Here is a 15,212-nt window from a genome sequence, read left to right on the forward strand (position 1 = left end):
CGATCAGCCCCGGTATTCGCGCGGGGTGAGGGCGCGGCCGATACGCGCTTCGATCTTGGCGTACTTCCACAGCTTCCACGGGCTGTCGCCGACCGGCGTGGAGCGCAGGAAGTCGCACGCCTGCTTGACGGTCTCCTGCGTGTCGACGTCGCAGAGCAGGTAACACGTCCACGGCCAGCCGTCGGACGGGCCGACCATATGCGAGTCGTCGTCGATGTCGCCGATGAAGTCCACGCCGGGAAGGCCCTTGATGCCGTCCATCAGCGCGACGAAGGCGGTCCAAACGTCGCCGGCGGCGACGCCGCCTTCGGGAAGGTCGAAGAAGTTCTGGTTGATACCGATGCAGAACAGCACGCGCAGCGGGGTATCGCTCATGGTGGTGGTCCAACTCCTCGTCGGTCGGTGGTGGTCACTGGAAGCCGGGAACGGTGGGCGGATGCCCCATCAGCACGGCACCCGCGGCGTCGTACATGGCCGGCCCGAGGAAGGCGTGCTGCTGGGGGACGAGGGCGTCGCCGAGCAGCCACTGCAGCGGGTGGTCGTTGGCGATGGCGCCGGTACCGGACAAGCCGATGACCCGGTTGACGGTCTCCGCGGCGGTCTTGGCGAGATGGGTCGAGGCGAGGCGGAGATGCGCGTTCTGCCCCCGCGTCACCGGGTCGCCGTCCAGCACCGTTTGCCATGCCTCATGGGTGACCTCGTAGAAGTACGCGCGCGCCGAACGCATCGTCGCCTCGGCTTCGGCAAGGCCTGTCCGGTAGTAGGCGCGGTCGGCGAGTTTCGGCGCGCCCGTGACACCCGAACGGCCGCTGCCGACCTCGGTCGCGAAGTCGAGCGCGGCGCGGGCGACTCCCGCGCCGACGACCGCCAGCACCTGGGAGGCGTAGGCGAGGGTGGGGTAGCGGTACAGCGGCTCGTCGATCGTGGGTTCACCACCGCGGATGAACGTCCATTCGCGCGGAACCTCGACCTTGTCGACGACCAGGTCGAAGGAACCGGTGCCCTTCATCCCGACGACGTCCCACTCCTGGATGATCTTGACCTGCTCGGGCCGCAGCAGCGCGGTGCGCGGCTTTCCGGCGGTCGTGTCGTCACCGGGGATCCCCACGCCGAGGACGTCCGCGCCCATGCAGCCGCTCGCGAACTTCCAGCGTCCGTCGACCAGGAAGCCGGACGCGGTGGGTTCGGCCCGCTGCACGGGGAAGAGACCACCGGCGAAGCACACGTCCGGACCGTCGGCGTACAGCTCGGCCTGCGTCTCGACGGGCAGCGCCGCGAGATAGACCAGCGCGGAACCGAAGCTCGCCACCCAGCCGGTGGATCCGTCGACGACGGAGATCCGCTCCACGATCCGGAGGAAGTCGGCCGGGGGAAGGGGCTCGCCGCCGAACCGTTCGGGCGTCGCGGAGCGGTAGACGCCCGCTTCCTTGAGCCGGGTGACGAAGTCGCGGGGCACGTACCGCTGGTCGCGGAACTCCTGACGGCGCTCGAGGAGTTCGGCCAGGACATCCTCGAGCGTCGTGGCCGGGCTCTCCTGGATCTGGGCCATCTGGCGCTCCTCGCGTCGTAGGGAAGATGTCTCCGACGCTAGGGACCACCGCCACGCGTGGCCATTGGTCATTGCCTGCCGGCGGCGGGGGATTCCCACGCAGGGCGGTAGGGGAAATCCTTACCCGGGGGTCCGGCGGCGAACTCCTATGCTGAGGCCGTGGACGTCGATCCGATCGCGCCCGAGCCGGCCACCGGCGACTTCGTGGCGATGATGAACGCCTCGAAGGTGTGCGTGCTCGTCCACGACGCGGCGACCAAGAACATCCTGTGGGCCAATCCCGCCGCGTGCGAGATGCTCGAATTCAGCCTTTCGGAGCTGCGCCCGCTCAAGGCCAACCACATGAGCAGTTCCGCGCAGCAGTACGACCGGGTCATCGGGCGGGCCTGGCTCCAGGCCGCGGTGGAACACGGTTCGAGCCGCATCGTGTGGCACTACCGGAGCAAATCCGGCCGCGTGATCCCCACCGACGCGGTGGCCATCCGGGTCGAGCTGGAGCGGGGCCCCGCGGTGATGGTCCAGTTCCGCGACATCCAGCGCGCGGAGGAGGTCGAACGGGAGCTGAAGCTGACGACGTCGTACGTCGACGCGCTGGCGCGGCACACCTCGACCGTGGCGTTCATGCTCGACGCCGCCGGAGCGGTGCGGTTCGCCACGGACAGCGCGCTGACGTTCCTCGGCCTGACCGGTGACGACGATCGACTGGCCGGGGAGCCGCTGACCGCGTACGCGCGGCTGCATCTGGGCGGCAGGCCGGTGCGCTGGACCGAGGTGGTGGCCGGCGCGGATCCGGTCGGGCCGGTGCAGCTGGAGTTGCCGGGGGAGAACGCGACCTGGCTGGAAGGGAGCCTGGAGCGGCTGTCGGAGTCCGAGGTCGACGCGTATCTGATGATCCTGCACGACGTCTCCGAGCGGGTGCGCGGCGAAGTGCGGCGAGAGCTGGAACTGCGGCACGAGAACTATCTGGCCCGCTACAACGCCATGGGGGACATGGCGATGGCGATCGCGCACGAACTCGGCCAGCCGCTGGCCGCCGCCGCGAACTTCATCGCGGGCATCCGCGCGCGTGCCGCCACGATCGCGACCGGCGGCGACGTGCGTGAGCAGATGGGCTACGGCCTGGACAGCGTCGCCCGCCAGATCGACCGGGCGAAGGACATCGTCGGTTCGTTGCGGTCCTTCGTCGGGCATCTGGAGCAGGTCGAGCAGATGGTCGATCTGAACGAGATCGTCCGGGAGTGCCTGTACTTCATCGAGCTGAGCGCCGCGCCGCACGCCGTGGAGGTTCGCGTCCGGCTCGATCCGGCGCCGGTGCTGGTGCGGTGCGAACGCGTCCTCACCGGTCAGGTGGTGATGAACCTGTGCCTCAACGCGATCGACGAGACCGCGGAATGCGAACCGGTGCAACGGCGGATCACGGTGGGCACCCGCGCCAAGGAGGGCGTCGGGGTCCTCACCGTGGACGATCACGGCCGTGGCGTCGCCAGGGATCCCTTCGCCGAGTCGTTCACCAGCAAACCCGGAGGCAGCGGTATCGGGCTGGCGCTGAGCCACCGCATCATCACGCGGCAGCACGGAAGCATCTGGGCCGAGCGGCGCGACGGCGGCGGCTCCCGGTTCGGGTTCGCGCTGCCGCTGGCCACGTAAGGGAAATCCTCAGGCGGCGCGGTGGAACTCGGGATATCGCCGGTTTCGGCCACGGCTCTAGCGTCGGGGTATGCCCGATGAGCTGACCACGACCCAGCGACGGTTTCGCGCGGCGATGGCGAACCTTTCGACGGCTGTCAACATCGTCACCACCGACGGCGTCAGCGGCCGCGCCGGCATCACGGTGAGCGCGGTCTGCTCGGTCACCGACTCACCCCCGACCCTGCTGGTCTGCGTCAACCAGTCGAGCTACACGCACGACATCTTCCGCACCAACGGGCGGATGGCCATCAACGTCCTGGCGCCCCAGCACAAGGACCTCGCCCTGCAGTTCGCCGGTGCGACGGACGTGCCGATGCTCGACCGGTTCCGGTTCGAGGTCTGGGATCACGACCGGTTCCGCATCCCCGTCGTCCGCGACGCGGCCGCCGTCCTGATCGGACAGGTCGGCGCCGAGTTCACCCAGGGCACGCACACCGTGCTCTTCGTGGAGGTCGAGGACGTCTTCGTCGACGAGGAGGCCGGGGGCCTCGCCTACTTCCGCCGCGAATTCCACCGGATCACGCCATGAGCGAACGCACCACGTTGATGTGTTACAACGACAACCACGGGTACGGCTGGCGTCATGTGGACCTGTTCGTGCACGACGCCGAGGGCCGCGAACTGGAGTGGGTCCACTGGCAGGTCCCTGCCGACGGTCCCGACGCCGCCGACGAGGTGACCGCGCGGGTCGAGCCCCTGCTGAGGCGAACCTCGGAGTGGCGGCACGGGGTGAGCGCCGGCGGCGTGGACTTTTGGGAAGCGGACGCCGCGTGGGTGGAGCGATGAGGCTCGCGCGCCCGTGGTCGCTGCGGGAACTCGTCCGGGATCTCCGGGAGGGGCGGACCACTCCGGAGGACGCTTACCGGCGCGCACTGGGCCGGATCGCCGAGACGGAAGCGGATCTGCACGCCTGGGTCGACCGGACGGACTTCCCGCCGGGCGCGGGCGTGCCACTCGGGGTCAAGGACATCATCGATCTGGCGGGCGTGCCCACCCGGTGCGGTTCGGCGCTGCGCGCGGAAGCCGCTCCGGCGGCCTCGGACGCGGCGATCGTGACCGCGTGGCGCGCGGCCGGCGCCGTGCCGCTCGGGAAGACGGTCACCACCGAGTTCGCGTTCTTCGCCCCCGGCCCGACCCGCAATCCCGTGGCGCCCGGCCATACCCCGGGCGGTTCGTCGAGCGGATCGGCCGCCGCCGTCGCGTCCGGGCAGGTCCCGCTGGCGCTGGGCTCGCAGACCGCCGGATCGGTCACCAGACCGGCGTCGTACTGCGGGGTCGCGTCGCTGGTCATGAGCCATGGCCGGTATCCGGTCACCGGGGTGACGGGGCTGAGCCCCAGCCTGGACAGCCACGGCGTCTTCGCGGCCACTGCCTCCGACCTCGCGATCGCCTGGTCGGCGCTGACCGCCGATCCCGATCCCGAACCTCGGCCGCCGCGGATCCTGGTGTGGTCCGCCGACGCGCTCGACGTCGTCGAAGCGCCGATGCGGCACGCCGTGACACAAGCGGCGAAGCGGCTGCGGGAGGCAGGGGCGACCGTCTCGGCCTTCCTCGACGAACGGCTGATGGCCGAGCTCACGGCCGCACATCCCGTGGTGATGGCCTACGAGGCGGCCCGCGAAAGGGCCGCCGAGCTCGCCGCGGCCGAGCGGTTGAGCGCTCCATTGGCGCAGCTGCTCCGGACCGGTGCCGCGACCTCGTCCGACGAGTACGAGAGCGCCCGCGCGACCATCGCCGGCGGCGGGATCCGGCTCGCCGAGGTGTTCGACTCCTACGACGTCGTGCTCGGCCCGGCCGCTCCCGGCGCGGCGCCACGAGGACTGGACGCGACCGGGAACCCCGTGCTGAGCCGGGGCTGGCAGGCGCTCGGCCTGCCCGCGGTCGCGCTGCCCGGATTCACCGACCGGGCGGGCCTGCCGCTCGGGCTTCAACTCGTCGGGCGCCACGGCGGGGATGCCGAACTGCTCGGACACGCCTGCTGGGTGGAACGGACGCTCGCCGGGAATTCATGGTAAGGAGCTCTCCATGGTCACCACCGATTCCGCGCCCGGCGGCGAGACGTCGCCGGTGGTCTACATCGTCGACGACGACGAGGCCATCCGCCAATCCCTGGTGTTCCTGCTGGAGAGCGTCGGCATCCAGGCGCTCGTCTACCCGGACGGGCCGACGTTCCTGGACGAGTTCGACCCCGACGAGCCGAGCGTGCTGATCATCGACGTCCGGATGCCCGGGCTCAGCGGGCTGCAGCTGCAGGAGAAGCTCGTCGCGCGCGAATTCCCGGCCCCGGTGATCTTCTGTTCCGCGCACGGCGACATCCCGATGTCGGTGCGGGCGCTCCGGCTGGGCGCCGTCGACTTCCTCGAGAAGCCGTACGAGCCGCAGCGGATGCTGGAAGTCGTCCAGGCGCAGCTGGTGGTCGCGTCGGAACGGTTCTCCGCGGCGGCTTGCCGCAAAGCCGTCGCCGAGCGGATCGCGACCCTGACCCCGCGCGAGCGGGAGGTGCTGCGGCTGGTGATCGACGGCCTGCCCAGCCAGCTGATCGCGCGGCAGCTGGGCACGAGCGTGAAGACCGTCGATGTGCACCGGGCCCGGATCAAGGCCAAGACCGAGTCGGACAGCCTCGGCACGCTGGTGCGCGACGTCCTCCAGCACCAGGTCACCGTCTAGGCGCGATTCTCGTGTTTGAGGGCGTAACTCGCGTGTTTGAAGGCGTAACTCGGAGATACGCGTCTGATCACGCGAGTTACGCCTCCAATCACGCGAGTTACGCTCTCGATCACGAACCCTCAGCGGAGCCCGGCGCCATCAGCACCGACGACACCGGGAAGTCCGACGCGAAACCTGCGGGCAGCGGCGCGATGAAGACGTTCTCGGTCCGCGTGCGGCTGATGAGCCAGCGGCCGTCCTGGCGCCGGAACGCGTTGTTGAGCCTGCTCGATCGCAGCAGGCCGGTGCCGTCGGCGTACAGCCACGGCTGGACGTGGATCCATTGCCCCTCGGCCCGGTCGCCGTCGACGTGGATCTGCTCGGACGTCAGGTAGTGGGCGTTGAGGACCAGCGCCGGATCCCGCTTCTCGCCCCAGAACCGTTCGAAATGCGCCCGGATCCCGTCCTTGCCCATCGCGCGGCCGAACTGCCCGTCGTAGTACTCGCCGACGCCCTCCCACACGGCGTCCTCCGTGTACAGCCCGAGGATCAGCTCGATGCGGTGGTCGTCGCCGGTGACGCCGTACTCCGGGCAGGGGGTGTCGCAGAGGAACATGTAGCGGGCCTGGATCCGGCGGATCTCGGCCTCGGCCTCCAGCACCTCGACGCGGTGACGCAGTTCGGCGAGTTCGTCCTTCATCGGCGGGTCCTCACTGGTGCGGTTTCGGGGAGGGCCAGCAGGCAGACGACGGTCAGCGCCATCCCGCCGGCGAGGTAGTAGCCGACCGACGTCGAGGAGCCGGTCCATTCGATGAGCCGGTTCGCCATCGACGGCGCGAGGCCACCGCCGAGCACCGCGCCGAGCTGGTAGGCCAGCCCGGCGCCGGACTGCCGTTGTTCGGGCGTGAACAGCTCCGTCAGGTAGGTGATCAGCGGGCCGAACAGGAACCCGGTGAGGGCGAAACCGACGGCGATGGCGAGTGCCCACGCGGTCAGCGTCCCGATCCGCGCGATCGGGAACAGCAGGAACATGTACGCCAGTACCGCGACGGCCGACGCGAGCATCACGGGTTTGCGGCCCAGTTTGTCGGAGAACCGGGCGCCGATCACGACCGTGACCGCGTGGAGCGCGAGACCGGGCAGGGTGCCCCACAGCACGTCCTGGATGTCCAGGCCGAGGCCCTTCGGCGCCGGCCCGGCGGCGTAGGAGAGCATGAACCCGGCCAGGACGAACATGACACCGTTGAGCCCGGTGTTCGCGCCCGCGGCGAGCAGCAGTTTGCCCCAGTTGTCCCGGATGACGTTCCAGATCGGCAGCTTGACGATCTTCTTGTCCAGTTTGCTCGCCGCGAGCTCGTGGAACACGGGCGATTCCTCGAGCGCACGCCGCGCCCAGACACCGATGGCCAGGACGACCGCGCCCGCGATGAACGGGATCCGCCAGCCCCAGCTGGTGATCACCCCCTGCGGCAAGTAGAAGATCAGCACGAAGGCCAGGTTCGCCAGCAGCGCCCCCACCGGCGATCCCAAGGCGACGAACGCGCCGAACGCCGCCCGCCGTGACGGTGGCGCGTGCTCCACGGCGAGCACCGAAGCGCCGCCCAGTTCCCCGCCTCGGGAGAACCCGTGCACGAGGCGCAACAGGACGAGCAGCAACGGCGCGGCCACCCCCATCGTGGCGTAGCCGGGCAGCAGTCCCATCAGGACGGTGGCCGCGCCCATGAGGTAGAAGGTGATGAGCATGGCGCGGCGGCGGCCGTAGCGGTCGCCCACCCAGCCCATCACGATCGCGCCGAGCGGCGCGACGACGTAGCCGATCGTGTAGGTCGCCAGGCTCATGAACGAGGCGAACCAGGGATCGGTGTCGCCGGAGAAGAACACCTTCGGGAAGACCAGCGCGGAGGCGACCGTGTAGATCGAGAAGTCGAAGAACTCCAGCGAGGTTCCGGCGCCCGCGCCGATCGCGAGCCTGCGGGTCTGGGCGGAGGTGGTCTTGGATGGAGCGGTGGATGCTGTCATGCGCTCTTCCTTGAACGGTGACGGGACGGTCGACGTTGCGCCCCTCCCCGGCAACGTTCGTCCCAACGTAGGAAGCTCCGTGTGCCCCGCCTATTGGAGGAACCCGCTGCCGGACTGAAGGATTTCCCTACCGAGTCCCCGACCCCGAGGAGGTCCGCGCGTGAGCGCGATCAACGATCTGCCCGCCACCACCCAGGCCCGGATGCTCGCCTCCGGCGAGTTGTCGGCGAGGGAATTGCTCCACGCCACCCTGGACCGCGTGGCGGAGCTGAATCCGGTGCTGAACGCCGTCGTCAGTATCGACGAGGAGAGCGCGCGGGCCGCCGCCGCGGCGGCCGACGAAGCGCACGCGGCCGGCCGGTCGCTCGGGCCACTGCACGGGCTCCCGCTCGCGGTGAAGGATCTCCACGCGACCGCCGGGATGCGCACCACCTTCGGCTCGCCCGCGTTCGAGGACAACGTGCCCGACGCGGACGAGCTCGTCGTCGCCCGGATGCGGGCGGCGGGGGCGATCGTCTTCGGCAAGACGAACGTTCCCGAGTTCGGCGCGGGTTCGCACACCTTCAACCCGGTGTTCGGCCTGACCCGCAACCCGTACGCGCCGGACCGCTCCGCGGGCGGTTCGAGCGGAGGCGCCGCCGCCGCGCTCGCGGCGGGGCTGACGTCGCTGGCCGACGGCAGCGACATGGGCGGTTCGCTGCGGAATCCCGCCTCGTTCTGCAACGTCGTCGGCCACCGGCCGAGTCCGGGGCGAGTGCCCGCGTGGCCGGCGAAAGACGCCTGGTTCACCCTCGGCGTCCAAGGCCCGATGGGGCGCACGGTCGCCGACACGGCCCTGCTGCTGTCCGTCCAGGCGGGACCGGACGAGCGCGCGCCGCTGTCGCTGCCCGAATCCGGGGCCGTGTTCGGCTCCGGATTGCCGTCCCGGCTGGACGGCCTGCGGATCGCGGTCTCACCCGACCTGGACGGCCGGGTGCCTGTCGACGCCGAGGTCGCGGCGATCGTGGAAGCCCAGGTGGACGTCCTGCGCGGCCTCGGTGCCGAAGTCGTCTCCGGCTGCCCCGACCTGACCGGAGCAGAGGAGGTCTTCCAGACCTTCCGCGCCCTGTACTACGCGCAAGGTGTCGGTGACCTCGTCGACGGCGAACCGGACAAGGTGAAGCAGGCCATCCACTGGAATGTCGCGAAAGGACGCGCGCTCACCGGCGCCGACGTCGCGACGGCCACCCGGCTGCGCACCGAACTCTTCCATCGCGTCCGCGCCTATTTCTCCGATGTGGACGCCGTCGTTCTTCCCGCCAGCCAGGCACTTCCGTTCGACGCGGAACTGGAATACCCGAAGACGGTGGGCGGGTCCGAAGTGGAGGATTACCTGCACTGGATGCGGGCGGCCTACCTGATCTCCGCCACGGAATGCCCGGCGACCGCCGTCCCGGCGGGCTTCACCGCCGAAGGACTGCCGGTCGGGGTCCAGGTGGTCACGGCACACCACGCCGACCTGAGTGCTCTCGGAATCGCGCACGCGCTGGAGAAAGCCGGTGGCCACACCGCCCGCAGGCCGGGGTGACCGGCGTCATGGTGGTGCCAGCGCTACCACGAGTCTTCCCTCACGCGGGATCGATCCGGACCCTCGCCGGCCGTAGGTTTCATCGAGAGAGATCACCACCGGTTAAGGGGAAATGATGAATTCAGGGGGCACACGCGCCTTGGCGCTGGAATCCGTGAGCAAGGTCTACGGATCCGGTGACGGCGCGGTCACGGCCTTGAACGGGGTGACCGTCGAGGTGCGCAAGGGCTCGTTCACCGCGGTGATGGGACCGTCGGGATCGGGCAAGAGCACCTTCCTGCACTGCGCGGCAGGGCTGGACAAGCCGAGTTCCGGCCGGGTGCTGCTGGGGGACACGGAGCTGAACAGGCTGCGTGAGAAAGCGCTCACCGAGCTGCGGCGGACCCGGATCGGGTTCATCTTCCAGGCCTACAACCTGTTGCCGTCGCTGAACGTGCTGCAGAACATCACGCTGCCGATGCGGCTGGCCGGGAAGAAGCCGGATCCGCAGTGGCTGCGCGAGATCGTCGAGGGAGTCGGGATCGCGAAGCGGCTCGAACACCGCCCGTCGGAGCTCTCCGGCGGCCAGCAGCAGCGGGTCGCGATCGCCCGTGCGCTGATCACCCGGCCCGAGGTCGTCCTCGCCGACGAACCGACCGGGGCACTGGACACGCGCACCGCGCGCCAGGTCCTCGATCTGCTTCGCTCCATTGTGGACAGCATGGGCCAGACCGTGCTGATGGTCACCCATGATCCGGTCGCCGCTTCGGCCGCGCACGGCGTGCTGTTCCTCGCCGACGGCAAGCTGGCGGGCCATCTCCCGCAGCCGACCCCGGAACGGGTCGCTGAGCGCATGACCCACCTCGGGGAGTGGTGACGTCATGTGGGATTTGGCTTGGCAGACGATCAAGACCCGCCTGAGCGGTTTCGTCGGCGCGTTCGTCGCGATCCTGTGCGGGACGGCGCTGGTCGCCGGCTGCGGCATCCTGATGGAGTCCGGTCTGCGCGCGGGTGTCCCGACACAGCGGTACGCGGACGCGGCGGTCGTCGTCGGCGGTCAGCAGAAGGTCGACCCGCCTGGCTCCGGTCCGCTCGAAACCCAGCAGGTCGCCGAGCAGGCTTCGGTTCCGGTGAGCCTCGCCGGGGCGATCTCCGCGGTGCCGGGGGTCCGTGGCGTGGTGGCGGAGCAGAGCTTCCCGGCCACCGTGGTGACGGCCGACGGCCGGACGCTGAACGGTCCCGAAGGCGGCCAGTCGCTGGGCCACAACTGGGACGCCGCGGCGCTGGCGCCGTTCTCGCTGCGTGAGGGCCGGGCGCCCGCGGGCGCCGACGAGGTCGTCCTGGACGCCGACCTGGCGTCGCGGAGCGGGGTGTCGGCTGGTCAGCGGGTGAAGATCGCCGTCCGCTCGACGCCGGTGGAGTTCCGGGTCTCCGGTATCGCCGCCCCGAAGTCGGGCGACGGCCTCGCCAGGCAATCCGCGGTGTTCTTCTCGCCGGAGAAGGCCGCCGAGCTCGCCGGGACACCCGGACAGGCGCACGCGATCGGTGTGCTGGCGGACCCGGGTGTCACGCCGGGCGACCTCGCCGACCGCGTCCGCGACGCGATCGGTACCGACAAGGTGACGGTGACGACCGGGGTCGAGCGCAGCACGGTCGAGTTCCTCGACGTCAGCCAGACCCGGATGCTGCTGATGGCGCTGGCCGGCTCGTTCGGCGGCTTCGCGCTCCTCATCGCGGTGTTCGTCGTGGCCAGCACGCTGGCGCTGGTCATCAACCAGCGTCGCCGGGAGTTCGCGTTGCTGCGGGCGATCGCGGCGACCCCCCAGCAGATCCGCAAGCTCATCGGCGCCGAAACGATGATCGTCGCGGTGGTGGCCGGGGTACTGGGCAGCGGCCTCGGTGTGGCCGTGGGATTCGGGCTGAGGAACGCGTTCGGGGCCATCGGTGTGATCCCGCCCGACTTCGAACTGGCGATCAACCCGATCCCGCTCGTCGCCGCGCTGGCGCTCGGCCTGGGCACGGCGCGCCTGGCCGCCTGGTCGGCTTCGCGGCGCCCGTCGTCGATCCGCCCGGTGGAGGCGCTCGGTGAGGCCGCGGTGGAGCGGCGTGAACTCGGGCGCGTCCGCGTCCTCATCGGCTGCGCGCTGGTGGTGGCCGGTCTCGGCGGATCGATGGTCCCGATCTTCCTCAGCGGTGACGCGGGGCTCGCGGCTTCGGGCAGTTCGTCACTGATCATCGTGATCGGGCTCGCCGTGGTCAGCCCGAAGGTGGTCGCGGTGATGACGCGCCTGATCGCTCCGGTGCTCAACCGGACGTCGCGGATCAGCGGCTACCTGGCCGCGGCGAACAACCAGGCCAACGCGCGGCGCCTCGCCGCCGCGGTCACCCCGGTGATGCTGGCGGTCTCGTTCGCGTTGACGATGTTCTACAGCCAGACCTCCGCGGCCGCCGCGCGCCAGGAGGAGACCGTCGCGTCGACCACCGCGGACCACGTGCTCGCCAGTGCCACGGGCGGGCTCTCGCCGGAGGTCGCCGAGGCGGCGCGGCGGATCCCCGGCGTCGCGGCCGCGACCCCGGTCGTCCGCACCGAGGTGATCAACACGGTGCAGGAACAGGACAGCCTGCGCGTCGAGCGGTACGCGGCGCAGGGACTGGACGGCGCGCAGATCCGCGGGAACCTCGAACTGGGCGTCGTGTCGGGCAAGATCACCGACCTGACCGGGAACACCGTCGCGATGAGCGAATCGGAGGCAGGCTGGTACGAGAAGAAGGTCGGCGACGAGGTCGAGTTCTACTTCGGTGACGGCGCCCCGGCCAAACTGCGGCTGGTCGCCACCTACACCCGCGACCAGGCATTCGGCCGCTACGTGCTGCCCGCGGACCTCGCCAGGGCGCACACCGGGGACCGGATGGACGACGCGGTGCTGGTGCGGCAGCAGCCCGACGCGGACGCCGCCACCGTCACCTCCGCGCTGAAAGATCTCGCGACCCGCTACCCGGGATTGGCCGTGACACCGGGATCGGCGGTGGCCGCTCCCGCCGGCGGGCAGCAGCAGGCCCAGTTCTACGTGAACCTGGTCGCGGTCGGCGTGATCCTCGGCTACGTCGTCATCTCCGTGGCGAACACGCTGGTGATGAGCACGGCGCAGCGCTCCCGGGAGTTCGCTCTCCTGCGCCTGGTCGGCACGTCGAAACGCCAGGTGGTGCGGATGATGCGCTTCGAAGCGCTGACGACCGTCGGTGTCGCGGCACTGCTGGGGACCGTGGTGGCCGGGGTTCCGCTGGTACTGCTCAACCTCGGCCTGCGCGGCACGCCGCTCCCGTCCGGCACGATCACCGTCTTCGGCGGTGTCATCGCCGGGGCGATCCTGCTCGGCGTCCTGTCTCTCGGCCTCGCCACCCGCGTGGCCTTGCGGTCGAAGCCGATCGAGGCGATCGGCCTCCGCGAGTAGCGCGTTCCCCGTCGTCCGGTCAGCCCTCCGCGGCGGGCCGGACGGCGGGGATCTTCCCGCCGCGGAAGGCGTCCACGAACAACCGGTGGTCGTTCCGTGACTGCTCGGCGTAGGCCATCCCGAACTCGGTCAGCGTGCGGACGAATTCCTCCTCGCGGTCGCCGATCACCGCGGCGATGGCCGCTTCACTCTGGAAGTCGACGAGCGTCTGCTCGGAGTCCGAATCGGACACACAGTGCATCTTCGCGGTGGCCCGGCCGAGGTAGTCGAGGACCGGCCCCATCTCCGACGGTTCGGTCAGATCCGACCAGTCCAGGTCGTCGACGTAGGGCGAGAGCTCCGAGACGACGAACCCGGTCCCGTCGATCTCCGTGTAGCCCAGCCAGGGATCCGCGTGCGCCTGCAACGCTCGCTGGGAGACGGCGGTGCGGTGCCCCTCGTTGGTGAAGTAGCCGCGGATGCTCTCCTCGGACACGATCCGGCTCGGCGCCGCGACGTTGCCTTGTTTCATCGAGAGGACGACGTCGTTCTCCAGCGCCTGGGTGCGGCCTTCGACGAGGATGTTGTACGCGGGCAGCCCGGCCGAGCCGATGCCGAACCCCGTCCGGCCGACGATGTCCTTGACCCGGTAGGTGATGCTGCCGAACCGCTTGTTCTCCGGAATGGTGTCCAAATAGGACTCGAAGGCCTTGGCCGCGATCTCGTGCTCGGCCTTGTCCAGTACCCGGACGCCCGGGCCGTGCCGGAACCTGCGGTCGTAATCCTCCACGGTGGTCAGCTCGTCGAGCAGGTCGATCCGCGTCTTGAGCCGGGCCCTCAGCAGGACCTGGTGCAGCGCGCCCTCGGTGCTGTCCAGCTGGAGGCGGACGAGTTCGTCGCCGGGACGCTCGGCGTACTCGCGGACCTGTTTGACGTAGGCGCGCAGGTAGGTGCCGATCAGCGTCTCGATGTCGTCGTCGGAGATCGCCTTGCTCCACGCCAGCAGCGCGACACTGGCGGCGAGTCGTTTGAGGTCCCAGGTGAAGCAGCCGAGGTACGCCTCGTCGAAGTCGTTGACGTCGAACACCAGCGTCCCCGAAGAATCCATGTAGCTGCCGAAGTTCTCGGCGTGCAGGTCGCCCTGGATCCACACGCGGCCGGTCTCCGCGTTCGCCCACGGGTCGTCCTCGTGCGCCATGTCCGCGTAGAAGAGGCACGCCGAACCGCGGTAGAAGGCGAACGGTGCGGCGGCCATCTTGCGGAACTTGCGGCGGAACGCGTCGCCGTCCGCGCGCATGAGGTCCTCGAAGGCGTCCACCAGCACTTCGACTATCCGCGCTTGACGGTCGTCCTCGCCGCCCTCGCGGATCAGTTCGATCACACCTGCCATCACGACCTCCAGACGTCGTTCACGGTGCCACAGGTCGAGCGGGCGGGCAGATCAGATCTTGCGGAAACGCGCGTCCAGCAGCGCGAAGACGCCGAACGCGGCGATACCGGCCGCGAGCGCGAGGAGCATCGGGCCGCCGTACGGCTGGGCGGAGAGCGTCTTCAACGCGGCGTCGAGGCCGCTCGCCTTGGCCGGATCGAAGGTGACCGCGGCGACGACCGTCAGCACGCCGATGGTGCCGTACGCGGTGGAGAGCGCGATCCAGCCGATCTGCCCGAGCCGGATCGTCGTCGTGCGGGTCGGCCCGGACGCGCCGCCGAAGTCGAGCTCCCGCACGAAGGTCTTCCGGAATCCGCGCTGGGCGAGGAACACCGCCACCGCGACCACGGCGATCCCGGCGGCGGTGATCAGGACCGGTCCGTACGACTCCGCGAGGATCCCGGCGACGAGGGAACCTTGCCCGTCGTCGGCGCCCGCGGTGGCGAGCTTCACCGCGCTGTAGGACACGAGGCCGTACAGCACGACCTCGATGGCGCTGACGATCCTGCGCACGGTCCGCCGCCGCGCCTTGACGTGCCGGTGCCCGGTGATCGCCTCGCTGAGCTGCCACAACGCCAGGACGGCGAGACCGGCCGCGATCAGCCACAGCAGCCACGCGCCGCCCTCGGCGACGACCATCTGCAGTGCGCCCGCCTTGTCCGCCTTCGCCTTGTCGCCGAGCGCGACCTGCGCCGCGAGCCAGGCGACGAGCAGGTGCACGATCGCGTAGCAGACGAGCCCGCCTCGGGCGATCAGGCCGAACGTCTTGCTCTCGCGCATCGGCCGATCCTTGTCGAGTGGGCGTCCGTCCGCCAGACCCGGCCGGAGGAACATGTCGGGCAGGTCACTCTTGATCTCCACCGAGGTCGAGGGTGAAGGCTCGGGTTCACCATCTGCTTCGAG

At 70.1% G+C, this 15,212-nt stretch carries 14 protein-coding genes; 8 read left to right on the top strand and 6 right to left on the bottom strand.

The window, feature by feature from the left end; genetic code table 11:
• Window positions 1-3 precede the first annotated feature (3 nt).
• Both ACXIZN_RS10975 and ACXIZN_RS10980 read right to left on the bottom strand, forming a co-directional pair.
• A complete protein-coding gene (locus ACXIZN_RS10975) occupies window positions 4-375 on the bottom strand; it encodes a hypothetical protein (RefSeq protein ID WP_219151620.1) in 372 nt (123 codons plus the stop codon).
• Window positions 376-409: 34 nt separating this feature from the next.
• Window positions 410-1,549 (bottom strand): acyl-CoA dehydrogenase family protein, encoded by a 1,140-nt coding sequence (locus ACXIZN_RS10980; RefSeq protein WP_457954088.1) that lies wholly within the window; start codon window positions 1,547-1,549, stop codon window positions 410-412.
• Between the two features lie 159 nt (window positions 1,550-1,708).
• On the opposite strand from ACXIZN_RS10980, the gene ACXIZN_RS10985 reads away from it, so the two are divergent.
• The 5 genes from ACXIZN_RS10985 (at window position 1,709) to ACXIZN_RS11005 (ending at window position 5,905) form a co-directional block, all read left to right on the top strand.
• Complete coding sequence (locus ACXIZN_RS10985) at window positions 1,709-3,196, top strand: ATP-binding protein (protein ID WP_457954089.1); 1,488 nt, start codon at window positions 1,709-1,711, stop codon at window positions 3,194-3,196.
• 70 nt (window positions 3,197-3,266) lie between these two features.
• A complete protein-coding gene (locus tag ACXIZN_RS10990; protein ID WP_457954091.1) occupies window positions 3,267-3,767 on the top strand; it encodes a flavin reductase in 501 nt (166 codons plus the stop codon).
• A complete protein-coding gene (locus ACXIZN_RS10995) occupies window positions 3,764-4,024 on the top strand; it encodes a hypothetical protein (RefSeq protein ID WP_257486389.1) in 261 nt (86 codons plus the stop codon). The genes ACXIZN_RS10990 and ACXIZN_RS10995 overlap by 4 nt, the downstream gene beginning before the upstream one ends.
• A complete protein-coding gene (locus ACXIZN_RS11000; RefSeq protein ID WP_457954093.1) occupies window positions 4,021-5,253 on the top strand; it encodes an amidase in 1,233 nt (410 codons plus the stop codon). Before ACXIZN_RS10995 ends, ACXIZN_RS11000 begins: the two co-directional genes overlap by 4 nt.
• Before the next feature lie 10 nt (window positions 5,254-5,263).
• A complete protein-coding gene (locus ACXIZN_RS11005) occupies window positions 5,264-5,905 on the top strand; it encodes a response regulator transcription factor (RefSeq protein ID WP_457954094.1) in 642 nt (213 codons plus the stop codon).
• Between the two features lie 109 nt (window positions 5,906-6,014).
• On the opposite strand, the gene ACXIZN_RS11010 is transcribed toward ACXIZN_RS11005, so the two are convergent.
• Both ACXIZN_RS11010 and ACXIZN_RS11015 read right to left on the bottom strand, forming a co-directional pair.
• Window positions 6,015-6,584: a nuclear transport factor 2 family protein gene (locus tag ACXIZN_RS11010; RefSeq protein ID WP_457954095.1), complete on the bottom strand. Its 570-nt coding sequence runs from the start codon at window positions 6,582-6,584 to the stop codon at window positions 6,015-6,017.
• Window positions 6,581-7,903, bottom strand: coding sequence for an MFS transporter (locus tag ACXIZN_RS11015; RefSeq protein ID WP_457954097.1), 1,323 nt, complete (start codon window positions 7,901-7,903; stop codon window positions 6,581-6,583). The genes ACXIZN_RS11010 and ACXIZN_RS11015 overlap by 4 nt, the downstream gene beginning before the upstream one ends.
• Window positions 7,904-8,063: 160 nt before the next feature.
• On the opposite strand from ACXIZN_RS11015, the gene ACXIZN_RS11020 reads away from it, so the two are divergent.
• From ACXIZN_RS11020 to ACXIZN_RS11030, 3 genes are all read left to right on the top strand, one after another.
• On the top strand, window positions 8,064-9,470 hold the full coding sequence (locus ACXIZN_RS11020; protein ID WP_457954098.1) for an amidase: 1,407 nt from the start codon (window positions 8,064-8,066) through the stop codon (window positions 9,468-9,470).
• A gap of 115 nt (window positions 9,471-9,585) precedes the next feature.
• Window positions 9,586-10,326 carry an ABC transporter ATP-binding protein gene (locus tag ACXIZN_RS11025; protein WP_034319075.1) on the top strand — a complete coding sequence of 247 codons (741 nt, stop codon included), beginning with the start codon at window positions 9,586-9,588 and terminating at the stop codon, window positions 10,324-10,326.
• 4 nt (window positions 10,327-10,330) lie between these two features.
• Window positions 10,331-12,901: an FtsX-like permease family protein gene (locus ACXIZN_RS11030; RefSeq protein WP_457954100.1), complete on the top strand. Its 2,571-nt coding sequence runs from the start codon at window positions 10,331-10,333 to the stop codon at window positions 12,899-12,901.
• Between the two features lie 19 nt (window positions 12,902-12,920).
• Here the strand turns inward: ACXIZN_RS11030 and ACXIZN_RS11035 are convergent, their stop codons facing one another.
• Together ACXIZN_RS11035 and ACXIZN_RS11040 are read right to left on the bottom strand one after the other, a co-directional pair.
• The gene (locus ACXIZN_RS11035) at window positions 12,921-14,270 is read right to left on the bottom strand and encodes a DUF2252 domain-containing protein (RefSeq protein WP_457954102.1); all 1,350 of its coding nucleotides are present in this window, start codon (window positions 14,268-14,270) and stop codon (window positions 12,921-12,923) included.
• Window positions 14,271-14,321: 51 nt separating this feature from the next.
• Complete coding sequence (locus tag ACXIZN_RS11040; RefSeq protein WP_457954104.1) at window positions 14,322-15,170, bottom strand: DUF1206 domain-containing protein; 849 nt, start codon at window positions 15,168-15,170, stop codon at window positions 14,322-14,324.
• Between the last annotated feature and the right edge of the window lie 42 nt (window positions 15,171-15,212).

This window comes from Amycolatopsis sp. TRM77291 (assembly GCF_054166285.1).